This window comes from Nostoc sp. LPT (genome assembly GCF_017115165.1).
Taxonomy (GTDB): Bacteria; Cyanobacteriota; Cyanobacteriia; order Cyanobacteriales; family Nostocaceae; genus Nostoc.
In genome coordinates this window covers 16,245-41,556 of sequence record NZ_JABXKF010000039.1, presented here as the reverse complement: position 1 = coordinate 41,556, position 25,312 = coordinate 16,245, and the positions used below count along the sequence as shown (strand labels likewise).

The following is a 25,312-nucleotide window of genomic DNA, read 5'->3' as shown; positions in this document are numbered from 1 at the left end:
GTTTATTGAATTCGGGTGGTCGTTTATTGAATTCGGGTGGTCGTTTATTGAATTCAAGCAGTGGTTAGGGTGGGATAAAACCCAGATTCAAAGAACAACGTAGAGACTTGTGTGTACACCGTAGCCTTATAAAGGGGGGAAACAGGAAATTTAGTTCCCTCCCCTTTATAAGGGGAGCCACTGCGTTGGGCGGGCAAAGCCCGACTTGAAGCAAGTGGCGTGAGGGTTAGGGTGGGGTAAAACCTTGGTTAATCAGCTATTTCAGACTTGTGTGTACACCGTAGCCTTACAAGGGGAGGGGCTGGGGGTGGGGTTCTTCTACCTCACAAGAGACATGATATAAAACACGCTTTATATCATTAAAACCGTGGCAAAGGAAGCGATCGCAGCGAGCCTTTAAATATTAAAATAAAGCCTGTATTCATTGCTGAATCAGGCTTTTGATATTTTTTATGAAATTTGCACCGACAACTTTAGTTTAATTACTGAATACCAAATCCTTCTGGTCTGATTGCATCTTCCAAATCAACGCCCATCAGGTTAGCTCCCTGGATGTTTGCATTTGTCAGATTTGTCTTTTCCAAGTCTGCGTTTTGTAAGTTAGCAGTTTGCAAATTTGCTCCCAAGAGATTGGCTTTCTCTAAATCTGCATCAAAAAGGTTTGCTCCTACCAGGTTTGCTCCCCAAAGGTTTACCTTGCCTAAATCTGCTCCTTGAAAGTTAGCCCCTTGTAAGTTTGTTTGCTGCAAGTTAGCTCTTTCTAAGTCTGCATTTTGTAAGTTAGCACCCTCCAAGTTAGCTGCTTGCAGGTTTACGTCCTTTAGCATTGCCCCAGCCAGGTTACAGCCTACACATTCATTGGTTTGTAATAAATGTCTAATGTTTTCTGCTACAGACACTATTGGCGATACAACTGGAGATATTACTGGTGGTGTTACAGGCTCCATTGGCAATTCAACTGGAGCTAGTTCAGATTCTGTAGGTATGAATCGTGTTAGTGTTTGCGCTCTAGCGCTGGGCTGGATAAGCAGAGTAAATCCCGCGACAACTACCAGAAACACTGCTGTTACGAGCCACTGAGTTAATTTTTTAGAATTTGATTGATTCATTAGTTCCTTCATAATCTGATTCCTATTGGTGGGCTTGCTTTTATAAGAGCCATCGATAATGTGCTTTATTCTCACTTTAGATAACTTGATTGATAAGAGCAAATATTATTGTTATTCATATTGATAAATTCAAGTGATTAAAAATCTTTTTGGATGGGAAATGATCGCTGATTTGTTTACTTACATCAGGGACATAGCACCGATCAGGAATTGCGGCGTCATACCTAACTCCCAAGCATTGCCAGACTAGGTAAAAGTCGATATGTTTCACTTTTAATTAAGATAGAAAGTCCCAAGTAGATTAAGACAAAGGGGAAGATTTTTCGACCGTAGCGAGTTAAAACGGGAGTCATCAGAGGATTACGAGTCAGGTTGTAAGAGAGTAAGCACCATGCCCCAACAGTGCAATAGCAAACACAAACAATTACGCCCAAACTTGGAAGATTACTACTAGCAAACAAGGGTACATAAATTCCAATGTTGTTTCCTCCATTAGCAATGGTGACAGCGGAAACGCGGTAAGTTTGAGGATCGCGGATGGTTGCGAATAGTGATTTCTTCTGGCGTCCAGATTTTACAGGAGAGTTTAAGTCAAGTGACACCGCTTGCACTGTCTCTTCTTCCTCTTCTCGACTAATGAAATTACTGATACCAATGGCAATAGGAAGTAAACCCAGCAAACCAATCCAGGTGCTGGGAATAATCAGGCCGCCGAAGAAGCCAGGGAGACTAGCACATACTAAGGTAGTAAATCCCAGAAATTCACCGAGAACAATATGCTTAGGACGAAAGTTACGATTGACTTTCCCGAAGAAAGCCGTCAAATATAAGTTGTCGTCAAAGGTGGTTGCAAAAGCGACAGAGATTCCAATAATTAATGTACTAATTAACCAAGTCATATTTGTTGCTCACGATAATTCAATGCTGTTTGTCTTAGTCCTTCTCTGCTTCTCGATGTGAGGGCAGGTTAGAAGATTTTGTGACTGTTTTACCTAACGACAACCGATTAAGGTTTGCTAGTCATCAGCCAGTTCCCCAGTTCTTAGAGGCGATGCCTACGGCGGTAAACTACGCCTCCAATCAAATTGGTGATTTTTTATCTCAGCAAGGTACCTTGGGAGCTGATGAACTCAATATTATGGCTTTCAACCAAATAAGAGCAAATACTCTTGTTTCTTAAAAGGATAAATAAAAGTGATTGACAATTTTACTATATGTTTTGGGCTTTCTACACATTGACACTCATGATATCAAGCCCGGTTAATCACTTATGATTACCGCATCTGTGTAAAAATCCCAAAAGCCTCTTTCTCCCTACTCTCTGCCCCCAGCAAGAACTGCGGTCTAAATGATAAGTCTTTAGCCAGACACGATATGAGGGGAAAAGGGAAAGAAAAAACCTTTAACCTTTTCCCTAAACCCAATTCTGAGTTCAAAATGCACAAAGCGAGTAGTATTGAATACTGAGCTATTGTTTGAGAAACTTTTATGCGTAGTTTACCGCCGTAGGCATCGCTTTTATTGAAGAAAACCCTTGTCAGTTGATGAAGAGTGCTGAGTTGAAAGTGCCTCGGCTTAGAGTTAAAAGACCGCCCACAAAGGGCGGGGCAAAAACCCAAGTGCAAAAGTGGTGAATACTCTTTTTTTTACTCAGCACTCAGCACTCAGCACTCAGCACTCAGTACTGAGGATGGTAAAGCCTGGGATATCCTTGACGGCTAGCATTCAACATCGGTAATATGACTAATCGCCCTCTGACTTCAGTTTTGAGATATTCAGTAATGTTGAATTTTTAACTTGTAATTATGCTAACCAGTGTTGACCGTTTATTATTTGTCCGGCGAGTCCCGATTTTTAAGGAATTGCGGGATGATTTTATTGTGCGGCTCACTTCAGTGATGAACGAATTGTCATTCCCAGCTAATTACACGATTTTTCGACAGGGAGAAGAAGGGCGATCGCTCTATATTGTCGTCTCCGGTCGAGTTAAAGTTCACATTGGGAATAAACAGTTGGCAGAGGTGGAACAGGGAAAATACTTTGGGGAGATGGCAGTATTTGATACTCAACCTCGATCTGCTACTGCAACCACTTTGGAACCTTGTGAATTTTTAGAACTGACGCAAGAGCAACTATATGATGCGATCGAAGAAACTCCCGAAATTGCGGTGAATATCATTCGTGAGTTATCCCGTCTGATTCGCAGATTAAATGACGATATGAATGTTACCTCTTTGCAGAGTTAATAATCAAGTCAATCTTGAGCAGTCGAGAGTAAATCTAACGAAACTAATAAAAGAGAATCAGAAAAATTATGGCAACAGACGCGGTAATCTTGCGCCTAAAAAAGGTTACGGAACAGCACGCCGAGATTCTGTACTCCCATATAAGCAACCCACATCTGTACGAATACCTTGAGGAGCAAATCCCGACTCTCATGGAGGTTAAGCAAAAATTTCAGTCCGCCACCCTAGAAAAATCACCAGATAACGAGACTATGATCTGGCTGAAATGGGTTGCCGTAACTCCCCAAAACCAATATGTTGGTGTTGTCGAGATAGGTATTTTCGACGATCAATATGCGGAAATCGGCTTTATGACATTCGTTGGTTTCCAGAACCGAGGATACGCCCACGTTTACAGTTCTCTAGCCATTGCCGAAACCCGACAACGCTTTAACTTATCCACACTACACGCATCGGTGAATGAGTACAATCTTGCCTCCCGTAAAGTGGTCGAGAGGCTTGGGTTCCACTTGCACAAAATCAATCGCAATGCAGAATTTGTTAAAGGCAAACCTTCTGATGAACTCATTTACCGCTTGACCTTTTGAGGTTCTTCTTCTGAAGCGTAGGTTTCCATAATGAAAATTTTTCTAATACTTTTTACAGCACTTTTCATTAGAAATATGAGTGAAAAAGAATGTATAGACGTAGGACTACCACGTCTATACAAGGATTTTGGATAACGCAAGATGTGGTTCAAAATAAATGAATACTGCTGTAAGTTTGATTATTAAACTCAGCACTGATCACTGCTTATTACTTAGGTTCACCCAGACCAGGAGTTTCTTCTTTATCAACCTTAGGCACAAAATCAGGACGTTCTTTGCTTTCCCAACCTGCGGGGCGTTTCGAGTTGTACCAAGCTATTGAACCAATGGTGACAGCGGCAATAAAACCAACGACATACACCAAGGTAAAAGCAACAGGAAAATGAGGGGCAGCATCTATAGCTGGTGCTGCTGTTTGCATAAATAATAAATTCATGAGTATATTCTCCACAGTTAGGTAACAGTATTTAACACACTATAAGATGAGCCTATCACCTAACATCCCTCTGTAGTTTAGTTTGAGCAACTTCATATTGCATAAAATAAGGGCAGAGGGACGGGGGAAGTAGCTGATATGTGTAGATTTGTTGCACCTAGTTGTACCTGTCAGTTTGCCCCCCTGCTTCTTGTTCAGCATTTATATCTTTGCCATGCAGACTCGACTATTTCAGCAATGATTTCTGTGTATGTCACACCACCCAAACGTCCCATCATTGGCAAGTCTGAGCGGACATGATGTAATCCTGGCAATGGGTTAAGCTCCATAAACTGCAACACACCGTTAGGATCGCAGCGCAGATCCACGCGGGCGGCGTCACGGCAACCAAGAGTATGGTAAGCATCCAGCGCCAGTTGCTTTGCTTGTGCTGCCAGTGGTTCAGGATCTATGAGTAAACGATAAGATACCCGTTCCAAATACTCATCTTTGTTGAGAGTCGTGTAGGCGAAAGCTTCCACTTGCCCTGTAAAAATTACTTCCATCACACCTACTACCCGTGAGTTGCTACCGTTGCCAATAATGCCTACTGTTACTTCTCTACCAGGAAGAAAGGTTTCCACGAGTATTGGTTGCCCAAAAAGTTCGTGTAATACTTGATAAGCATTTACTAGCTCCTGATGTTCTTTGACAAGAGAACGCCCAGTTACCCCTTTAGAACTGCCCTCCGCCATCGGCTTAAGGAAAAGTGGCATTGGTAGCGACACGGCTGCTGCTTCTGCGGTAGTATTCACGACCTCAAAGGGGGCTGTCGGCAAACCGCGATCGCGCACTACTCTCTTAGCCAGCGCCTTGTCTAACGTCAGGGCGCAGGTAAGCGGATCGGAAAAGGTGTAAGGTTGAGCGAATAATTCGCAGATTGCCGGGACTTGAGCTTCACGAGAGCGACCCTTTAAACCCTCAGCAATATTGAAAACCAGATCCCAGCGATCGCCTTTTGCCAAGCGCCGAGCAAGTTCTTTACCATTGCCAACACGTTCAACCTGATGACCTAACTGCAATAGTGCAGTTTCTAGCGCGATGATAGTTTCTTCATCGTCGAACTCCATCACCTCAGAGGCACTGAAACCAGCCTTAAGGTAGTCTGCTTTCAGGTCATAACACAGACCAATAAATAACCCCATAGCCCGATAATTCCTAGTGAGAAAACTTTCTCTGTTAGCTTTAACGTACAAATCAGATATCTTAATTAAGGAATTCCGATTACTAAATCGTTAATTAAGTGAAAATATCTCATCAACAACATCAAACCATATAGGAGATTTATCATCAGGAGAACCGTTGTAGTTGGCAGTAATTTCTTCTCCTACTTCTATATCTCTATAGGCAATCAGATCCAATTCTCGGTCGGCGAATTTTTTCACATAATAAGTATTAGGATGGTAGGAATGGTTGATCAAGGAAGAGAAACCTAAAGCGATCGCCGCAGCTTTATCTTCCCAATCGTAGTAATAGTTGCCCAAAATCGTTTTATCTAGGAATTTAACCTGTTCTGCGGGTATAACAACAACTGACACTCTCTCAATGAGTTGTCCTTTCAAAAAGCGCTTCTGTGCGAAGACACCTCGACCTTTTAGGTTTGTATTACCAACAATCAACATTCCAACTAATCTCCTGCAATTACTTAGTTTTTCGGTTTGCCAAGAACTCAACAGAACTTATTCCAACTGACCCTTTTTGATGATGGCAAGCAACTTATATATAGGGTTAAACCTACTTTACTGGATCTACATAGGTGTACGTCTTACCTGCCCAATTTTGCACTGTAGCTGTACCATTCTCATAAGCAACTAGAGTCTCGGCTTGAATTGGGACTTTGCCACCACCACCAGGGGCATCAATTACATAGGTTGGTACAGCGTAGCCAGTAGTATGACCACGTAATTTAGAAATTAGATCAAGCCCAGTTTGCACACTCGTTCGCAGATGTGCAGTGCCAACAACTGGGTCGCATTGATAAAGATAATAAGGTCGCACACGCAGCTTGAGAAGACCGTGAAACAGATTCTTCAGGGCTTTTTCAGAATCATTCACACCTTTTAACAGCACGGTTTGACTGCCTAGAGGAATGCCGCCATCAGCAAGGCGATCGCAAGCTTGTGCCACTTCTGGGGTAAGTTCCCGCAGATGACAAAAGTGCAAAGATAGCCACACACGATGTTTACGAAGTAAGGCAACCAATTGCGGTGTAATTCGCTGCGGTAAAAAACTTGGCACACGAGAACCAATGCGGATAAATTCAATATGCTTAATGGCACGCAGTCGCCCAAGCAAATTGTCTAAAGGTTCATCAGCCATCAATAGAGGATCGCCACCGGAAATTAGCACGTCACGGATCTCGGTGTGTTCCTCCAGGTAAGCAGCGATCGCATCCAACCGCCGCGTTACTGGATACATCTCACCTTGGCTCACCAAACGAGAGCGGGTGCAGTAACGACAATAAGCGGCGCAACTGTCTAGGGCAAGCAGCAACACTCGGTCAGGGTAGCGGTGTACGAGTCCTGGTACTGGAGTGTCGTTATCTTCACCGCATGGATCTACCATGTCTGCTGGACTAACTATTAGTTCTTCTTGCCGTGGTATCACTTGTAACCGTAGTGGGCAAAGCGGATCTTCTGGATCGAGTAGCGATGCAAAGTATGGGGTTACAGCTACAGCAAACTTTTCTGGTGCAATTAAAAGTCCCTGTTCTTCGGTAGCACTAAGCCTTAATAACTTCTGAAAGTGTTCTAGCTTAGTCAATCGATGCCGCATTTGCCAGCGCCAATCGTTCCAGCGTTCCTGGTTGTAAGTCTCTCCCAAAATCTGACAAATTTCTTCACACCGAATATCAGTTACTAGAGGCTCTAGAATAGTGTTTTTGATCATGATTAGACCGAAATTAAGCTGAGAATAATAAACAAATCACAGCCTAATAGAGTGCGGCGCAAATCCAGCTACCATCTCAATTAAGCAAGCAGACAAGTAGGAGCAATTCATAAATTGTCCCTACTCAAGTCCCTTGTTAAAGGTAAGCAAATTTCTGTCACAGTGTATTAGTATGTTTACTTAGATTTTTAGGTAAAATAAAAAAATCTACTTCCAGGTTCACAACAAGTATCTTCCTATACAAAATATATTTATGCTGTCATAATAGCGATCGCTCTTAGAGTGTCTTTATTACCTTGAGCCGGTCGGTTTTTCATATTCTTATGCCGTATTAATACATAGACTAATGTCGCATATTTAATTATTTAAGGATTTTTTGGGGTGCGATCGCACGCTGCCTCTGCTCCCCTGCCGTCTTAATGATAAGTCTTTAAGCAGACATGATATTAGTGGTAGCTAAAAATCGTCGTTGCTAATCAGCGACTCATTGCAAAAATCTGTTCAGCCGTTAAGGGAATGTTCGGAAACAATCTAAAATCAATTCGATCCTGCCCTCGAAAAACTTTTGGGGGTAAATATTCTGCATCTTCAAGTTGGTAGATTGTAATGGTTGGCTGCTTGGGAGAGCCAATGAACCGAATGCCACCAAAAGCAGCATAGTCCACAATGATGTACTCGAAAACGCCCAAGTCCTCATATTCAGCAAGTTTTGTCAGATAGTCGTCCTTCCAGTTGTTGCTAACGACCTCAATGATTGCGGGTGGTGGAATATATGCAGCAGCAGAACTAGAGCTAGTTTTCATCCTCTGCCATTCAACTCTTGCAAATATGACAATATCTGCTTTCCGGCTTTTTTCCTTTTCGCCTAGTGCTGTTTTGAGCCGAACCTGCTTGGACTGGCGCAACACGTAAGGCAGGTCATTTTCTTGGCAGTGATTTTCTAAGTAAGCACACAGTCGCTCGATCAAATCCTCATGATTTGCATTGGGTTCTGATAATGGTACGGGAATCCCATCCGCTAGCTCAAACTCTCTGCCTGAACCATCGTCCCAGGCAAGAAACTCTTCAAAAGTCAGTGGTTGTGTGACGGTTGCGTACATCGCCCTCGCTCCCTTGCTGACGGGTACTTCACTCAATGCTACCAAGATGTACAGCTTTGTCTATAAGTCCTGGCTGGTTTTCCTGCCGTAGTTTTGAAACAACAGCTTGAGGTAGGGTAAGAGAAGGCGATGTCTACGACGGGCTACGCCTACGCACCTTTGGTTGGTGTCTGGAGCGATCGCATTTCACAACCAATTTAAACGACTTCTTGAATTAATTGGTTGTCCAAAATCTTTTTGTTCATTTTTTAATGACGCATGGCTAACTAGAGCATCTGCATAAACTATGGTAGCAGGAAGTTTTTCTGTACGACGATATGAACTGTAACATGCACGACTCAAAGCATGAACTTGCGCTGCAAGAATCTTAATTGATGTATTACCTATGACACGACATATTGTAATAGACTCTGGTGCTGGTAAAATGGATTTTCCAACTGATAAATATTCCCGAAAAACAAGAGTATTTACCAAATGAGCAGTAGCATTTTCTTCACTTCCTACAGTAATATCTCTAATCGGTGTACCTGCAATATTTCCTTTCTGCCTAATACGAGGAGAACCACTCTTTTTTATCTCAAGAATATCATAATTTATGTAATCTTCTTCAAAGCAATTAATTATTTTTGAAGTTTCATTTCCAATTAAGCCATCTCGGTGAATTATAATATGTTTTGGTCGTCGTCCAGTAGCAGCATGAAAATGTTCAATTAGTTTACGTATTAATAAATTGAAAGAATCACTGTCAATGCTGTCACCATTTGGAGATGAAAGTTTTACTATGTGTTGCCCTTTCAATATTCCATAGGCATCAAGTATAACACCCCCAACTATAGGAGCAGGTTTTTTGTAACTATTAACATCAACTCCTATGAAACAAATATCATCAATGCTCTCATTATTGTTATGAGCAATATTCAAAATTCGCCAAGGAGTTGCTCCTAATACCATAAGTCCTTTGATAAGGGCATTTTCTACAATGTACTGCTGTTGACTTTTGATAGCTAAACTATCCCAGCTCAAGGTTACTGTATATCCTTTAAGCTTTCGTAGACTTTTATCTAATTTACCAGTAAAATAACTTAATACCTGTAATTCACTATCAGTTGTATCTTTAGTAACTTTAGGTGGAGAAATTATTAAAGATAGAGGAGTAATGTTTCCAAATCTGCGAAGAAACTCTTCCGATTCCGCAACTATATCATTTTCCTGATTCTCTTTTGTTGGTAGAGGATATTCTTTTAATAATATTGGTACATCTACATTTGCACCTAGCAAACTTCTCAGGGTATTTTTTATCAGATTAATTATGTTAACCCAATTAGATAAAGACCCCAATCTGCTAACCTCTTTAGAAGGATAAAATAACATTAGCGCTATAGGAATTATCGGTGTCATATATAGTCCATAATTTTCTTTGGAGATATGACTTGCTAAAGGAACTATCTTCCCACTCCCTATCTCTAGTTCAATGGGAAAATGATGCTGCCAAATCCAAGTTTGCATTCCAAGTGAATGTGCGTTTGCAGGTTCTGGACTGAAAGAGCAGATATTGGTTAATTCATATATTTCATCAAGTTTTTTAATAAATCTTCTAGCCAATTTAAATAGTTCATCAGTATCACGAGTTACAAAGTTTTTTACACTGGCTATTACATCTGGTCGATTAGCAAAATTTCGCAGTAAATTTTTCTGAGTGATAAGCTGATCGTCAAGGTGAAATTTATATACTATATCTATCTGTAACAAAATGGAAAAGTTTTTGTCAATTTTAATTCGATAAGAAATTCCTTCAAATGCTTGTAGCCCAAAAGTTAGATTTTGATACTCTTTGCGATATACTTTATATCCAAAGTTAGCATATTCAATAAGATATCCTTGAGTTTCAAAATATTGTCGAATAATTTTGCTCAAAAAACGATTTAATCTTTCAGATGACCAATTTTCTTGAATCGGTCTATTACCTATAACACCTTTAAAACATAAAACTTCAATAAATGGTGGACAGAATGCTTGATGAAAATACTTCAAGATTTCATGTTCATATATTTCCCGATTTACACCCTTGATATAAATGAAATATCCACTTTCACCAAAAGGAATTTTTTCAGAATCTGATTCTTTAATCTGAAAGGGTAATAAGTTCCTTAAAGCCGTAAGATCCTCTGCTGTACCTTGGAAACTGACTAATGTATGTCGGGGATAGCGTATGCAGCGATAAAGATTAATCATGTAAAATACTCAGAAAATTAGGCAACTGAATAAAACGCTGGAAAGTCTATTCTTAAATTTATGGTTCCCATATTTGCTCAGTTGCTAACGGCCTAGAGTAATGCACCACCTGCTAAATTAAGGAGAGCTTTAATTTGAATCCGTCAAACTGATTCATAGTGAGCATTTCCGTTTTGCGGATAACTCTATTAATATAAGGACATAAGAACACTTGAACAACAAACACACTATGCAGATTACACCTGACGATCAGATTACCATCCCTCCTGAAATCCGAGAGGTGCTTAACATTTCTCCTGACGTAGAATTAGCGTTTGAAATCGAAGGCGATCGCCTCTACCTCAAGAAAATACAACCTACCGATAAAATCTCAACCTGGATTGACACCATGCGGGGTTGCGCTGCTGGAAACCTCACCACTGACCAAATTATGACCTTCACTCGTAGCCACGACAATCCATGACCGTCTTGGTAGACAGCAACGTTATCCTGTACAATTACTCAAGAGTGTAAATTCGATAATCAAATAAGTTATCACCTACCAGAACACAAGGCGCGATCGCCATTGGCGTTGTATCCATAAAGCTATAGTACTGTTTATAATACTCTTGAATCCATCCCCAATCAGATATTAAACTTCATCAGGATTTATCCCAAGCTGTCTCAAGCGTTCTGCTAAACGCTGGGCTTTTTGCTGTTCTTTTTCTAATTGGGGTGTTAATAACTGCGATTTTTCCTCACCAGTTAGTAATAAATTTCCCTGTGCATCCCACCAACGTAACCAAGGCGCTGTAGTGTTTCCATACTGTCCTTCCCAAATGCCCAATTCGACACCCATCAAGGAAATCTCATAGTGTCCACGTTCGTTAGCAGTGAGGTGCTGATACCTACCATCAACTAAGTGATAAACCTCAATCGCAGCTTTGCTAAATTCGTAAATGCCATAAAAAGGTACGCGGATTGCTTGCTCGTATACCCAGAATTTACCAGTAATTGGAGTATTATCTCTTTCTTCTGAACCATCCCCAGAAGCGAATTCCAGTACAATTAGGGGAGCGACATATTCTTGCCACAACACATAGGAACGTCGAAACTGACCATTTAACATAGGTGCAACATTCGGGACGTAAAACCAATCTGGTGCTTCGGCACCGCGTTCAGGTGGTTCGGTCAAACGCCAGTAAATGCCACAATCTTGACCAATACAATACTGCTTATCCGAGTGAATTTGCTGTAATATACCTTGAACGGAGTCAGTTAGGAGTATACTTTGTGGATGTTCTTGAAAGTTTTTCACAAAAGTTCCATCCGACTCTGGTAACTCAGTATGGTCAGGAAGATGAGTAATGCCTAGTTCGGATAGTTTGGCAATAGTCATTGAACTTTGGCGCGAGTTAATCGGCTTATTTATCTTAGCACTGCTCCGACCAAATGCTTGGCGGTGGGTAGTTTAGCGTAGGCGCAGCCCGCCGCAGGCATCGCCTAGTAAAAATGCAATATATTTCTCAGTTAATCAAGGATAGCTTGTGATAGGCGATCAATGAGCTACTCTAAAAATATGACTGGTGAGACAATCCTGCTATGAGTGTCATAATTTCAGACGAAATCCTGCAAGCATCTGGGCTTACTAAGAGTGAGTTTCGCCAAGAAATTGCACTATACTTGTTCCAAACAGGTCGTTTAACACTGGGCTATGCCAGCCAACTAGCACAGATGCAGCCAAATGACTTTCGCCAACTCCTGAAACAGCGAAATATCCCTCTCTATTCTTACGACGTTGAAGACTTTGAACTTGACTTGAAGAACCTACGGGAGTTGGGGCGGCTTTGATTGTCATCAGCGATACATCTGTCATCACAAATTTGGCAGCAATTCAGCACTTGCACCTTTTGCCCCAACTCTACAAACAAGTTATGCTTCCTGAAGCGGTTTATCGTGAACTTGCAGACATTGATCCTCCCGTTGCAGGAACGCTCGAAGTACAAGCTGCTTCTTGGCTTGAAGTCAGACAAGTTGTAAATCGTAATGCAGTTAAACGGCTTCAGCGCGAAGTCAGGCTAGATCCTGGAGAATCTGAAGCGATCGCCCTTGCCCTAGAACTCAATGCCGATTTACTGTTGATTGATGAGCGTCGCGGCAGAGCAGAAGCCAATCGCTTGGGGCTAAGGATTACTGGGTTGCTAGGTATTTTGGTTGAGGCTAAACACCAAAATCTAATTGTGGCTATCAAGCCGTTAGTTGATGCTCTAATTGCAACATCGGAGTTTAGAGTATCTTCAACTCTATACAATCAGATTTTAGAGATGGTGGATGAAACATGATGTCTAAGGGGGATAGGAGCAAAAGCTTTCTCAATCGTTGGATAAACCACATCATAACGCAAAGCTTGAGCCGCAAATGCCAAAGCTGCTTTAATTCCTTCATCGCTAAGTCGCGGATGCGCTTCTAGTATTTGCTGAGGTGTTTCACCAGCAGCAAGCTTTTCGAGAATTAATTCAACTGTAATACGAGTTCCTGAAATGACAGGTTTGCCCATCATTATTTTTGGCTCGGATACAATTTTTTGCATGAATTAGAATTATTTGGATAGATGATTAATTTAATATATAATGCCTTTCAACATTCTTCTCCATCACCTACCAGAACACAAGGTGCGATCGCTTTTCATTACTTTCTGATTAGTCTGCAAATAATCATGTAGCAAATCGCAACCCTGTGCTAGTAATTTATCCAGTTGGATATCTGCTAAATCTCGAAAAATTACTGTCCCATTACCACTACCCGCAGCCAGAGTCTTGCCATCATAGCTGAAACTGACGCTGGTTAACTCATCCTTATCACCTTTCAAAGCAATCAGCAATGTCCCTGTTCGGTTCCAAATCCTCACTTTGTCATCACTGCTAGCTGCCAGAGTTTTGCCATCGGGGCTAAAACTGACACTGATAAAACTATCGCCATCGCCCGTGAGATTATCTAGCAAATTACCGTCTCGATTCCAAATCTTCACTGTGCTATCAATGCTAACTGAGGCAATGCTTTGACTATCAGGTGACCAAGCAACCCCATTTACCCGGCGGCTATGACCAGTTAATGTGTATAGTAATTTACCCTCTACACTCCAGATTTTCACGGTTTTGTCATCACTGGCTGAGGCTAGCAACTTGCCATCTGGGCTAAAGCTTACCCAATTCACCGCTTCTTGATGTCCCTGCAAAGTGTTAAGTAGTTTACCGTTGCGACTCCAAAGTTTTACTGTTTTATCTTTACTAGCGGAGGCAATTACTTGACCATCAGGCGACCAAGCTACACTCAAAACGGTATCATTATGACCCTGTAAGGTGTTAAGTAGTTTACCGTCACGACTCCAAAGTTTTACTGTTTTATCTTTACTAGCCGAGGCAATCACTTGACCATCGGGCGACCAAGCCACACCCCAAACTTGACCCTGATGCCCCGTCAATATACGGAGTAGTTTACCGTCTCGACTAAAAAGTTTTACAGTTTTGTCTCGGCTTGCTGCTGCCAAGGTGCGATCGCCTGGGCTAAAACTGATGCTAGTTATCCAGTCATCATTATCGGCTTTCGGCTTTCGCAGTAACACATCATCCCAATGCCAAAGTTTAATAGTTTTGTCCCGACTAGCGGAAGCAAGGGTGCGACCATCTGGGCTGAAGCTGACACTGTTAACCCAATTATTATGTCCCTTCAGGGTTCCCAGCAACACACCTTCAGAACTCCAGAGTTTGATTGTCTCATCAGTACTTGCGGAAGCGATCGTGTTACCATCACGGCTAAAACTGACGCTGGTAACTCCAGCACTATGACCTGATAAGGTTCGCAGTAGCTTTCTCTCCAGATTCCACAGCTTGATTGTCTGGTCTAAACTAGCAGATGCGATCGCTTTCCCATCGGGCGACCAAGCTACACTTTTCACTGCATCCTCATGTCCCTGTAAGGTATTGAGCGGCTTACCATCCCGACTCCACAGTTTCACCGTCTTGTCAGCACTCCCGGAAGCTAAGGTTTGACCATCGATTGACCAAGCGACACTCAAGACTGCACCATTATGTCCCTGCAAAGTTTTGAGCAGCTTACCATCCCGACTCCACAGTTTCACTGTTTTGTCTGTACTCGCCGAAGCAATAATCTGGCCATCTGGGCTGAAACTAACACTATTCACTACACCCTGATGCCCTAATAAGGTAGCAAGCAGTTGACCTTCTCGACTCCACAGTTTTATCGTCTTGTCTTGACTGGCGGAAGCAATGATTTGACTATCTGGGCTGAAACTGACGCTATTAACCACATCTTCATGCCCCGACAAGGTTTTGACTAAGCTACCATCGAGATGCCAGAGTTTGATTGTAGTATCCGCACTAGCTGAGGCAATTAAAGAGCGGTCGGGGCTGAATGTAGCACTATTTACCCCAGATATATGCCCGTCCAAGCGATTATATTCTCTTACCCCGGAAACTGCTTGATAAAGCGCCGTCTGTACTTGCTCTCTTGTATTGGAATCTACCCAGACTGTTTGTTGTAATTTTCTCCCTGCTTTTAAAGCTTCTTTTAAAGCATCAATACCTTTTTGCGAGGCAAAGAGGGCTTCACTGGATGCACTGAGGGTTTTAATTTCACTATCTACTGCTGTTACTATGGAAACACTTAATCCCAAGATGGCGAGAACGGAAGCGGTTAGAGCAATTTTTAACGAACGATTTAATTGAGCTTCACTAAGTCTTTGTTTCTTTTGACTTTCTGCAAGTTTAGCTGTTAACTCTTTTTCTTTAAGTTCAGCTCGTAATTGCTCAATTTCTAACTGACTTAATTCTTCCCGCTTGTGTAATTCTCGCAATTCTGTTAATAAATCTAATCCCTGTTGGGGATGAGGAGCTACCAATTTAGAACGCTGCTTATTTTGACTAAGTTCACTCTTCAGTCGCTCAATCTCAGCTTTACTTTGTTCTACTTTGTAGCGCAACTGATTTAGTTGTACCTGTAAGCTCGATTCTTGTTGTTGTAGGTAGCGAATCAAGTTTACTAAATAATCGTGAATCAGTTGATAGCGTTCTGGTACATCAGGAAAGAGAACTACTAAACCAGAGCGCACTAAAATTTCTAATACTAAATCTAATTTGTCAGCATCTTCTAACTCTGCTAGCTGCGCCGCTAACTCAGCACGAGTTTTAAAAGGTCGGTTGTTGCTTTCATCTGTTAATAAATATAAGACGAGTAAAGCGGCTCGTTCATTTTCTGTGCCGCAGTCTTTAATCAGTTCCTTAATATATCGTTCGATGAGTTTGTTGGGTCTATATGGCTGATATTCTTCTAGTGTAGTGATTCGTTCATCTTGAATTTGCGCTCCCACAACTTGTAATTCAATCGGGCGGACTTCTCCAAATTCTGTTGATAAATCTTCGATTAAGGCATCAATTAAAGCAGGTTCTAAATTAAACTGCGATCGCTCCGTCAATTTTCGGATAATTGCTTTAGCATATTCCGGCGAAAAGTTATTTAACTGGTAGCGAATATGCTTATCGAGAATATTATTATTAATCGCTTCCAGTGCCGAGAGATGTTTAAAGTCTAATAAACGATGTAAATAATCTTCTCGCAAGGAAAGGATGACTTTAACAAAGGGTATATTGAGGCAGTCGCTAATAAATTTATCAAACTCTTGTTTTTGATTGCGATCGCTATAACCAAAGAAAAATTCTTCAAATTGGTCAAAAATTAAAACTGTGATCAAATGGCGATCGGCATTTTCTTGGAGTTGTTGTAAAATTCTACCAATGGTGAACGGTGTACCAGAGTAAGGTAAAGCCTCCGATTCAATGGCTGCTTCTGGCTTAATATCAGCGTAAATCGCCAGGGATGCATCACTAGACATCGCCTCACTTAAAGATTTCCCTAATTCCCGTGCCCAATCGGTATAAACTTGCAGTACCACAGGCACGGCTATTTGATCGCCAATGGCTCGATTTTGCAGCGCTGGAACTAAACCCGCCGTGACGGTAGAACTCTTACCCACCCCTGATTGACCGTGAATCACTGTCAATTTTTGATCGGCGCGGCTAATTCTGCCAATTAAGTTATTAATATCACGCTCTCGACCAGAAGCCGCAATTTCTAGAGCAACGCTACTACTTCCAGAAGGTGACATTAATGCTGGATTTGTCGCCTGTCTTTGAGGTTGCAACCGCCCTGCACCAATAAAAGCCCGAAAACCATACTGCTGCTCAACAGAACGCCGTTTTTGGCGAATGTAATAGGCTTCTAAATATCGCCCTTCTTCAAAGTAGAGCGATCGCAGTCGCCGCAATAAGCGAATATAACGATGGGCATCGTATTGATGGGCACTGCTTTCTAAGGCTGCTGGCAGTTCTTTTGTTGCCTTATCTAAGTATTCATGAGCGATTACTAGCTCACCTAAATTTCGCTGTGCTTTCGCCAACACTAAATAGTAAATTTGCGCCAATAATAATGGAAATAAGCAGTTATAAGGGTCATTCTGCTTTTGCGCCTCACCTAATTTCAGCAGTGATACGTGTGCTAAGATACTCGCCTGTACCCACCGCGACTGCTGTACAGCTACTTGCGCCAGAAAACCGTAGTCACAAGCTAGTTGGATTTGAGTACCATAAGTTTGATGTAACTCTAGAGACTTTTGAGCAACTGTTTGCAATTCTTCCCACTCTTGCAGATATTGCAAAACCTCAGCGAGTTGATTAATAAATCCAGCAACTATATCTAAACGCCCAGCCACCTGCAAAATATTCAAGCACTGCTGAAAATAAGATTTAGCAGTGTACCAATGGCGGCGGTTTTCTATTTGATTTTGTTCTGCAAAACGGCAATAACACAACCCAATATAAAACAGCAAAATTCCCTGTCGCAGCAGTAAGGTAGATGGGCGATTAGGAGGCGTAGACGAAGAAAATACCCCCTCATCTCCCCCTGCTCCCCTGCTCCCCTGCTCCCCTGCTTCCTCTGTCTCTGCCAACTTTTGCCAAACCTGCAAGCTTTGCTGAAAATGGCTTAAACCTGTATTGATGCGATCGCTAATATAATTATCTAGACCAAAAACAAATTCTAAACTAGCGTATAGTTCTGGCTCTAAGGTAATACCACGATTGTGCAACTCTTTAATCGCAAAGTGGAGTTCATAACTATGCTCCCAGACTTGCTCGACAGTGGAATAATGCTTGGCAACTTGAGGAGGTTGGTGTTGTGCAGCATCGTTTGCTAACACCGTAGCAAATAAAGAGTCAGTTTCCTGTTGCAGAAATTGCAGCAGTGATTGAGTTGTCATTTCAAACCGAATCGGTGTCGCCGCCCAACTAGCAAAATCTGGTGCTAAACGGACTATCTTTTGCAATATTTCCTCATTCACCCACAAAATCATCGGAAATGGGTGGCGTTTGCGAAATTCATCCCGAATATGATTGATAGACCTCAGTAAATCGTCGAGTCCATCAACTGACTCTAAACCCAAAATCATCAACGCCGATGGCGGATTAGCTTCGGTTAGGAGTTGTAAATGAATACTTGTGTAAAGACTTCTAGCATTATGCGGCAGAATTACCTTTTGAATGTGGTGTACTCCTGAGAGTTCTTCGAGTCGTTGCAGCATTTGCTCTTGCAAAACTCGATAATTGCAGCACACCAAAACCAGGGAAAATTGACCGTTAGAAAGGGTAATTGCTCTCCCCAAACTCCTTAAAGCCCGCTCGTTAGCTGCTCTAATATCTACTTGTGCGTGTCGTTCAACCATGATTTAAATTTTTCTGTCTCCGCTAAAACTGGGTTGACGGCAAACCAAGCTCCCTGATGATCGCGGTATTCAAATACAAATAGACTTCGCAAAAGGGTGTGGTATTCTATATCACCTCTAACTCGCTGCTGTTGCACTACCTGAAAGATTAGTTCCCACTCATGGGGGTCGATAGCGTTAGCTCGGTAATCCCGCTGTCTTCTAATTACCAATTCAACACATTCCCGGTCAAAGGGTGGATCTTGTTCTCGCAGACAGTCAAACAGTAAACCTAGTAAGTCGCGTACATGACCGCCACTCATTAGGCACAATCGATCTAAGGTTTCCAGATTATCAAACACCTCTGTAATTAAGCCTAACCGATCGCTAGGTAAAATGTCTGGAAAAGCTCTAGCTAGCACCATTTGCCGCATCATTGCTAGCCCTTGCAAAAAAATCTCGCCAGAGCGCAAACGCACAGGTATCATCGGTAAAACTTTTGGTGCAACTCCTCCCCCCAAACGATGCTGAAGTTCGGCGCTATCGTTGGAGAAAGTCAAGGCTAGAGGAATAGTGTAGACTACATGACAATTCAGTTTGCGTAACTGTTCGCCCCGCTGAATAAATAAATATTCTGGCAGCGATCGCCCCGATGGTAAAGGTCGAATTGCAACTCGATCCAAGTTATCAACAATCACCACCAGTCCTTTTTTACCCCTGGCTTTCAGTTCCTTGGTGGCACGTTCTAGTAATTCTTGATTAATTGACTGTAAAATATTTGCGGTTCGCGGTTCGAGATAATCTCTTAACCGCCGCCTTAATTGCGGACTTTCTTTAGTTTTCGCGGTAATTTTGGCAATCCCTACAGATAACTCTGCTTCTAAGCCAAGGTCAATTGGCGTTTGCAGAAAATCTACAACTTCACCAAACAACTTGGTAAAGTAGGTAGGTTTGAGCCTAATTTTCATCGCTTCTAGGCTTTCACTCACCTGTCCAGCGATCGCTAACAAAATATCAGTCACATCCACATCTGCCATTTCTAAGACATGGGTAGACTCAAAGTAAACTACATGAAATTGCTCCACTTCTAACTCAGCTTTCAGGCGCAACAACTCTGTTGATTTTCCACAACCGAGATGTCCTGTAAATAGTTGACAAGTTGGGATATCTGGCGATATTCTAGCGATCGTGCGCTGCAAAGCTTCGATAATTTTGCCACCCCGCACCGCAGCAAAATCGATATAGTACCTGCGATCGCTAGGGTTTCCTATAATTAGAGGTCTGCTGGGATTGCAAGCCTGATAAAATCTTTCTAAATCTAGGAGCATAACTAATCAAGTTCACTCAGGAATGGGGATGCAAAAATTTACTAGATAAATATATTGATTTTAGGTAATTTATGCCTTATTTTAATCAAACTACTAACTAAACTAGCAGCATTCAGGATGATTGTTTATATCTATGTTCGATATAGCACATATTAATGGTGATGTTTTAGTTAAAGTAAGCAGAAATACTACTATAAGTACAAATAGGAAATATATCGAATATTAAATAAGGTACTCTTATGAATATTAAAAATATCCAACACAAAAAAAGGTACTGTTAAGTACAGTTTTATAGCTCTCTTGAACTCATCATCAGCTTGATTTATTAACGAGCTTTCGTCAATTTTACAAAATTATAATCTACAATCTTTGTAGCATAAGGCTTTTAACAAAAACGTTGGTTGAGTAAACTTGAGTTCAGAGTCACTTTTTGACTAGATTTTGCTTCTCGTTCTGAAATCAGCACGATTTTATTGATGAAAATCATGATTTTGTTGATGAAAATATGATTTTGTTGATGAAAACCATAATTTTATTGATGAAAATCATGATTTTGTGATGAAAACCATGATTTTGTTAATGACAGCCTTTGCATTCAGAGTGACGACCTCTGAAGTATTGACAACCAGTAATCTACAGCCCCATTGAGTATAAAATTATCTTGTCATGTAGCCGATCGGGCAAAATATGCTTCAGCACAGCTCCAATTTTGGCATCTTGTCCAACAAGGTAGCGCGTCTTGGGTTGTTTTGCAGTCAGCGCATGGACAACAACTTGAGCGACAATATCCGCAGAAATTCCCTTAGATGCGAGAATCTGCATTTTCTCGCGGACAACATTCATCGCTTGACCGTAGAGATTTTGTGCCGATTGTGGTAAATCGTGCTGTGCTATTTCAGATTGACTAAGAGACTTTTCCCAGATTGGGGTAGCAATAGAACCAGGTTCAACAATTGAAACCGAGATTCCCCAAGGTCGTAACTCCATCCGCATCACATCAGTAAGTGCTTCCAAGGCAAATTTAGAAGCATTGTAAGCGCCCAGAAACGGCGTAGGACTCCTACCAGCAATAGAACCCATATTGACAATTCGACCCCGACTTTGGCGTAAAAGGCCAAGAAATGCTTGTGTCACAGCTAATTGTCCAGTGACATTAACCTGCATCTGGTGTTGAAAATCGGCGATCGCTAATAATTCTAACGGCCCAGGGACAGCAATTCCGGCATTATTCACTAAACCTAAAATTCCCCCACCACCAACTGCATTTGTTACCGTATCAACCGCAGCTGCGATCGATTCAGCGTCAGTAACATCTAAAAAAATCGGAATCAGCCTTTGTGACCCTTTCTGTTTAAGTGTTTGAGCATCAACATCTTGACGCACTCCAGCAAAAACAGAGAAGCCCAATTGGTCTAAAAGCAAAGCACACGCTTGACCAATTCCTGTTGAGGCTCCTGTAACCACTACTGTACTTTGATTTTCTACAACCATTAATTTTCTTTGATGATGGGCTGCCGTAATTACGAATTACGAATTACGAATTAGTCTCAATCTTTACAAGTGCCAGCACGAAGGCAATCTTCGGTTTGGTCATCTCTAGCCGATATTTGCCACGGCAAGATACGTAACTGAGCATTTGTACTGTAAGCAATTAGAGCAGCTATTGTGGGATACTGGTTTTTAACAATTGTCACGTCACTACTAGAAGTATTGCCTAGCTCAACATTGTATAAATAAACAGGCAATGCCATGAGGGCAATGCAAATTATCCGGTTCATACCCAACCTCAGTTAACAATTTCCGATTACCCTATGTATAGATGCCACCTTGATGAACCGGATTTTTAAAACTGAGTATTAAATGTTGATGTTGTGTGAATTTATGCAGCGCTACTAGCTACAAAGACGTGATTTCTAAATTATTGGTTCCAGCTTTTTTTAGGTTAGGCATTGCCTACAAGATGGCTTCCTACTAACTTATGCAGATGCAAACCCAAAAAACAGGACAAAAAACCCACATCACCCAAAAACATATCTTAGTAACTGCATTCCCCAGATAAAATAATGAAGAATGCTGAGTCACCGAAATGGTCGATGACCGACAAACACTCATGATACAAGCCCATAAATAAATTTTGGGTATTGTTAATTTTGAATTTTGAATTTTGAATTCGGAGCGAAGCGACGTGACGCCTTCACAAGACGTAGATACTGTAAACGTTCCTAACCTCGACCCAGAAGGATATGACAACTCAGACACCGATCCTCTTGATGAGTTGCCTGGTGAAGTTGAAATGTCCCTTTTCGACCACCTAGAAGAGTTGCGGCAACGGATTTTTTATTCGTTGATTGCCGTAGCAGTAGGCATTATTGGCTGTTTCTTTGCCGTTAAGCCGATTGTCCAGCTACTTGAGGTTCCAGCACAAGGAGTAAAATTTCTCCAACTTGCACCTGGAGAATATTTCTTTGTCTCCCTCAAAGTTGCGGCATACACTGGCTTTGTACTTACTAGTCCTTTCATTCTTTACCAGATTATCCAGTTTGTGCTTCCAGGACTGACTCGCCGCGAACGCCGTTTACTGGGGCCTGTGGTTTTGGGTTCGAGTGTGCTATTTGGGGCGGGTTTAGTATTTGCCTATTTACTCCTTATCCCCGCAGCGTTGAAATTTTTCATTAGCTACGGAGCAGATGTAGTCGAACAACTTTGGTCAATTGATAAATATTTTGAATTTGTGCTGCTATTGTTATTCAGCACTGGTTTAGCATTTCAAATTCCCATCATCCAACTGTTGCTCGGTAATTTGAATATTGTCTCCTCTGAGACGATGGTTTCTGGTTGGCGTTACGTAATTATGGGAGCAGTGGTTTTAGGAGCCGTCCTGACGCCTTCTACTGACCCCTTGACTCAAAGTCTCTTAGCTGGAGCAGTTTTAGGGCTTTATTTCGGTGGTGTTGGACTGGTTAAGCTTACAGGTAAATAACATCTAAAATCGGTAAAAAGATTTTCAATCTTAGTTTGTGACCAAATGTTTACTCAAACCCCGACCGCCTTTATCGAGTCTGCCGACTAGCCACTGTTACAAAGCATCCCAAATTAAAAGCTTTGGCAAATAAAATTTTGAGAGATTGGGATGCGGTGGTTGCGTTTTTCTATAATCCACAACTGTCACCTACCAATAATGAAGCTGAACCTGCTCTGCGACATCCAGTAATTGCGCAACGTATCAGCTATGGTACTCGTACCTCTAGCGATTAGATTGTCGATATTTAAGCTCATCAAAGAAATGTACGATGCTCTGACCTAAATGCTCAATGTAAATACTGAGAGGTTGAAAATGCCACCCTTCTAGCTCCTTATATAAATAGGGTTGGAAATATTTATCTTTAATCTGTTCTACCATGAACGCTACGTCATCTTCAGCTATACTATCCCAGTTAAAAGAAATGACGCCCGTTAAGTTAAAGAGTTCTTTACTAGATCGGATCAAACATTCAGTTTGTTTCTGATTTGGATTGGCTAGAGAGTTCGATATTCTCCAGCTCGATTTCAGAATTCTGACTGTGTTACTGATTTCAGGTGCAAGTAAGATAGAAGACTGATCCTTAATGAAAAATTGATTAACTGATTCTGTTGTAGGTAATAACTGGTCAATGACTCTTTTAGATATTTGCTGCACAGATTCTATTGAAGCTATCTGTTTAATGGCTTCCTCAGCATCTTTTTTGTCTAAGCATTCCTGAAGAATTTGCATTCGCCTCGTTGGTTCATTGCTCGCAATTTCCAAAAGAATAATGTACTTACATCCAAGGCTATGACCAAGCCATGAATAATTAGCAGGATTTGAATATGTATTTATAACATCATCAGGTTGATTCTCTTTTTTTAAGGTTTTGATAATCTCAGTTTTCAGAAGATATTGCTCTTTGAGTAGGCCAAAAGAAACCTCCCAATGATTAAATTGAATCGGATTTAAAGGAAATCGGTATAAAATCAGTGAATATTCTTGCTCAAAGAGATATTGATGTAGATATTTATATGCCCATGCAGGAAAAGAACCAAAAATAAAGCTACCAATAAATTGGATAATTCCTTTAGGGTTTGGATGTAGCGCCACCTGACTGTTGGATAGCTTTCTAAAGTTTGGTTCATAATTTTGTAACATATACTTAATATTTTTTAATTTTTAATAGACTACAATAAGATTAGGTGAGACACCTTCCACCTAATCTTATTAAGTATAAATTAAGTAATTAGCAGTCTGAACTCAAAATTAATTGAGACAGCTAGTTCGGATAGTTTTCGATTTCTAGTAACAGATAAAGTGTCAATAAACTAATCAAAGCGTTGTAGAAATGATTGGTTCTGCTGATAGAATCAACAATTAATTACTAATTCGTAATGACACTCGACGACTCGCTAACATAATTCGTAATTAAACTGATAGCGCAGCATTAGCGAGTCGTCGAGCGTCGAGTCAGAGTCCCTAACCTATACAGGTCGTACCGTTAACGTAATTACGAATTACAAATTGTCAATGTATGCCAAAGCTCAGAATTAGGTTAGTATTTATCAAATAGAGTTAACTATTTTTGCTTAACTCAAATAGACTGTTTCCATTAGCAAGGGGCAACACATAAGCAATCTCACCTAGCTCGGCTCTATCTGTCCCAAAAAACGTACCTCGATGTTCAGGAGTGATTAGTAACTGAGTTGTTTTAGGAGTTGATACTAAACTAATGGATATCTCAACATAACCCCGCAACTCAAAATTTGCTTCTTCTCGAAGTTTTTTATTAGTAGCATCCGGTTGCAGAATAAATAAGCCTGTATCATTAGCATTAAGGGGAAATGTAAAGCGTGACTTTTTTATCTCTCCTTTAGGGTCAATAGAGTCAAAATCACTGCTTACAGGGCCATCTATACCAGTGGTATCTAGACGAGTAAGAATTTTGTCAGGCTCTAGTCCGGGCGTTCTGGTTGTAACTACAAGGGCCAGAGATACGAGTTCATTAGTGACATTAGCAATCGTAAGGAAATAGCCTTGGAGAACTGTTCTCGCTAGTGGGCTAAGTTCAGGTATTGTACTTGTAATGCTCTTTGGAAGTTGAGGCTTAAGAAGAATTTCAAATGTTGAGATAAAAGCCATTAGTTTTTTCCTTGAGTATGTGTATTTTTATCACATTACTAGTGAGTAAAAGTATCATACACGAGCTATAGTATTTTGGAATAAAAAATACTGTGAATACTTAGAAATTTATAAATCTTAATGCAATAATCGGTCACAATATCCATTCCGAAGAACGTTCGCCCAAATCTAGAGGGATGCTAACAGCTTTGCCGAGCCGGGGGCGATCGCGGGTTTGGGCAATAAAAGTTTGTACCTGTGTTGACCCACCCAAGGCATGAAGATAATTGGCAATGCTATCGAGATGTTCTTGGTACTCTGCCTCGCTTAAGGGAAAAGAAGCTTGCTCCAGATATTTCCACATTACTTGCAAAAATATCTTTCCCTGTGCCCGCCGGAACTGGACATCATAAGAATATCCCCACTTATCAAGCAATATCTGACGTAATTCCTGTCCTGTCATAGCTTTTC

24 protein-coding genes and 1 pseudogene are annotated in these 25,312 nt (G+C 41.2%); 8 read left to right on the top strand and 17 right to left on the bottom strand.

The genetic code is table 11. The features are described 5' to 3' along the window. Positions 1–482: 482 nt before the first annotated feature. Positions 483–1,109, bottom strand: a complete 627-nt coding sequence (locus tag HWQ58_RS09140; RefSeq protein WP_292860656.1) for a pentapeptide repeat-containing protein — start codon at positions 1,107–1,109, stop codon at positions 483–485. 224 nt (positions 1,110–1,333) lie between these two features. Then, positions 1,334–2,008 (bottom strand): cadmium resistance transporter, encoded by a 675-nt coding sequence (locus HWQ58_RS09135; protein WP_292860651.1) that lies wholly within the window; start codon positions 2,006–2,008, stop codon positions 1,334–1,336. A gap of 80 nt (positions 2,009–2,088) precedes the next feature. On the opposite strand from HWQ58_RS09135, the gene HWQ58_RS09130 reads away from it, so the two are divergent. From HWQ58_RS09130 to HWQ58_RS09120, 3 genes are all read left to right on the top strand, one after another. After that, the gene (locus HWQ58_RS09130) at positions 2,089–2,289 is read left to right on the top strand and encodes a hypothetical protein (RefSeq protein WP_292860648.1); all 201 of its coding nucleotides are present in this window, start codon (positions 2,089–2,091) and stop codon (positions 2,287–2,289) included. A gap of 625 nt (positions 2,290–2,914) precedes the next feature. Next, entirely contained in the window at positions 2,915–3,355 is a 441-nt protein-coding gene (locus HWQ58_RS09125) for a cyclic nucleotide-binding domain-containing protein (protein WP_104909222.1), read from the top strand. A 68-nt stretch (positions 3,356–3,423) separates the two neighbouring features. Then, positions 3,424–3,942, top strand: coding sequence for a GNAT family protein (locus HWQ58_RS09120; RefSeq protein WP_292860644.1), 519 nt, complete (start codon positions 3,424–3,426; stop codon positions 3,940–3,942). A 208-nt stretch (positions 3,943–4,150) separates the two neighbouring features. Here HWQ58_RS09120 and HWQ58_RS09115 read toward each other — a convergent pair whose 3' ends face one another. From HWQ58_RS09115 to HWQ58_RS09090, 6 genes are all read right to left on the bottom strand, one after another. Further along, the gene (locus HWQ58_RS09115) at positions 4,151–4,378 is read right to left on the bottom strand and encodes a hypothetical protein (RefSeq protein WP_099102136.1); all 228 of its coding nucleotides are present in this window, start codon (positions 4,376–4,378) and stop codon (positions 4,151–4,153) included. 194 nt (positions 4,379–4,572) lie between these two features. Then, the gene (locus HWQ58_RS09110; RefSeq protein ID WP_292860641.1) at positions 4,573–5,562 is read right to left on the bottom strand and encodes a D-alanine--D-alanine ligase; all 990 of its coding nucleotides are present in this window, start codon (positions 5,560–5,562) and stop codon (positions 4,573–4,575) included. A gap of 90 nt (positions 5,563–5,652) precedes the next feature. Further along, on the bottom strand, positions 5,653–6,039 hold the full coding sequence (locus tag HWQ58_RS09105; protein WP_292860639.1) for an SET domain-containing protein: 387 nt from the start codon (positions 6,037–6,039) through the stop codon (positions 5,653–5,655). 112 nt (positions 6,040–6,151) lie between these two features. Continuing rightward, complete coding sequence (locus HWQ58_RS09100; RefSeq protein WP_292860637.1) at positions 6,152–7,306, bottom strand: KamA family radical SAM protein; 1,155 nt, start codon at positions 7,304–7,306, stop codon at positions 6,152–6,154. Positions 7,307–7,782: 476 nt separating this feature from the next. Beyond that, entirely contained in the window at positions 7,783–8,406 is a 624-nt protein-coding gene (locus HWQ58_RS09095) for a Uma2 family endonuclease (RefSeq protein WP_292860635.1), read from the bottom strand. Positions 8,407–8,592: 186 nt separating this feature from the next. Next, entirely contained in the window at positions 8,593–10,638 is a 2,046-nt protein-coding gene (locus HWQ58_RS09090) for a Piwi domain-containing protein (RefSeq protein ID WP_292860633.1), read from the bottom strand. A 229-nt stretch (positions 10,639–10,867) separates the two neighbouring features. On the opposite strand from HWQ58_RS09090, the gene HWQ58_RS09085 reads away from it, so the two are divergent. Further along, positions 10,868–11,101, top strand: a complete 234-nt coding sequence (locus HWQ58_RS09085; RefSeq protein ID WP_292860631.1) for an AbrB/MazE/SpoVT family DNA-binding domain-containing protein — start codon at positions 10,868–10,870, stop codon at positions 11,099–11,101. A 168-nt stretch (positions 11,102–11,269) separates the two neighbouring features. Here the strand turns inward: HWQ58_RS09085 and HWQ58_RS09080 are convergent, their stop codons facing one another. Beyond that, entirely contained in the window at positions 11,270–12,016 is a 747-nt protein-coding gene (locus HWQ58_RS09080; protein ID WP_292860629.1) for a Uma2 family endonuclease, read from the bottom strand. Between the two features lie 203 nt (positions 12,017–12,219). Here HWQ58_RS09080 and HWQ58_RS09075 point away from each other — a divergent pair, with 203 nt between their 5' ends. Together HWQ58_RS09075 and HWQ58_RS09070 are read left to right on the top strand one after the other, a co-directional pair. Further along, positions 12,220–12,468 carry a UPF0175 family protein gene (locus HWQ58_RS09075; RefSeq protein WP_292860627.1) on the top strand — a complete coding sequence of 83 codons (249 nt, stop codon included), beginning with the start codon at positions 12,220–12,222 and terminating at the stop codon, positions 12,466–12,468. Then, the gene (locus HWQ58_RS09070; RefSeq protein WP_292860624.1) at positions 12,465–12,959 is read left to right on the top strand and encodes a DUF3368 domain-containing protein; all 495 of its coding nucleotides are present in this window, start codon (positions 12,465–12,467) and stop codon (positions 12,957–12,959) included. The genes HWQ58_RS09075 and HWQ58_RS09070 overlap by 4 nt, the downstream gene beginning before the upstream one ends. Here the strand turns inward: HWQ58_RS09070 and HWQ58_RS09065 are convergent. The 5 genes from HWQ58_RS09065 to HWQ58_RS09045 all read right to left on the bottom strand — a co-directional run bounded on the left by HWQ58_RS09065 (position 12,929) and on the right by HWQ58_RS09045 (position 21,494). Then, entirely contained in the window at positions 12,929–13,207 is a 279-nt protein-coding gene (locus tag HWQ58_RS09065) for a DUF433 domain-containing protein (protein WP_292860621.1), read from the bottom strand. The two genes, HWQ58_RS09070 and HWQ58_RS09065, sit on opposite strands and share 31 nt — an antisense overlap. 63 nt (positions 13,208–13,270) lie before the next feature. Then, the gene (locus HWQ58_RS09060; RefSeq protein ID WP_292860618.1) at positions 13,271–18,409 is read right to left on the bottom strand and encodes a hypothetical protein; all 5,139 of its coding nucleotides are present in this window, start codon (positions 18,407–18,409) and stop codon (positions 13,271–13,273) included. Then, positions 18,385–19,716: a P-loop NTPase fold protein gene (locus HWQ58_RS09055; RefSeq protein ID WP_292860615.1), complete on the bottom strand. Its 1,332-nt coding sequence runs from the start codon at positions 19,714–19,716 to the stop codon at positions 18,385–18,387. The genes HWQ58_RS09060 and HWQ58_RS09055 overlap by 25 nt, the downstream gene beginning before the upstream one ends. 633 nt (positions 19,717–20,349) lie before the next feature. Then, positions 20,350–21,207, bottom strand: a complete 858-nt coding sequence (locus HWQ58_RS09050; RefSeq protein ID WP_292860612.1) for an SDR family oxidoreductase — start codon at positions 21,205–21,207, stop codon at positions 20,350–20,352. A 56-nt stretch (positions 21,208–21,263) separates the two neighbouring features. After that, positions 21,264–21,494 (bottom strand): hypothetical protein, encoded by a 231-nt coding sequence (locus HWQ58_RS09045; protein WP_292860609.1) that lies wholly within the window; start codon positions 21,492–21,494, stop codon positions 21,264–21,266. Between the two features lie 407 nt (positions 21,495–21,901). On the opposite strand from HWQ58_RS09045, the gene tatC reads away from it, so the two are divergent. Then, positions 21,902–22,696, top strand: a complete 795-nt coding sequence (tatC, locus tag HWQ58_RS09040; RefSeq protein WP_292860606.1) for a twin-arginine translocase subunit TatC — start codon at positions 21,902–21,904, stop codon at positions 22,694–22,696. A 98-nt stretch (positions 22,697–22,794) separates the two neighbouring features. Next, positions 22,795–22,971, top strand: a pseudogene (locus tag HWQ58_RS09035) (transposase); the annotation flags it as partial. Here the strand turns inward: HWQ58_RS09035 and HWQ58_RS09030 are convergent. The 3 genes from HWQ58_RS09030 to HWQ58_RS09020 all read right to left on the bottom strand — a co-directional run bounded on the left by HWQ58_RS09030 (position 22,961) and on the right by HWQ58_RS09020 (position 25,304). Continuing rightward, complete coding sequence (locus HWQ58_RS09030; RefSeq protein ID WP_292860604.1) at positions 22,961–23,878, bottom strand: DUF1350 family protein; 918 nt, start codon at positions 23,876–23,878, stop codon at positions 22,961–22,963. The pseudogene HWQ58_RS09035 and the gene HWQ58_RS09030 sit on opposite strands and share 11 nt — an antisense overlap. A gap of 417 nt (positions 23,879–24,295) precedes the next feature. Next, positions 24,296–24,862 (bottom strand): hypothetical protein, encoded by a 567-nt coding sequence (locus HWQ58_RS09025; protein WP_292860601.1) that lies wholly within the window; start codon positions 24,860–24,862, stop codon positions 24,296–24,298. Between the two features lie 133 nt (positions 24,863–24,995). Continuing rightward, the gene (locus HWQ58_RS09020) at positions 24,996–25,304 is read right to left on the bottom strand and encodes a DUF3067 family protein (protein WP_179063611.1); all 309 of its coding nucleotides are present in this window, start codon (positions 25,302–25,304) and stop codon (positions 24,996–24,998) included. Positions 25,305–25,312 lie beyond the last annotated feature (8 nt).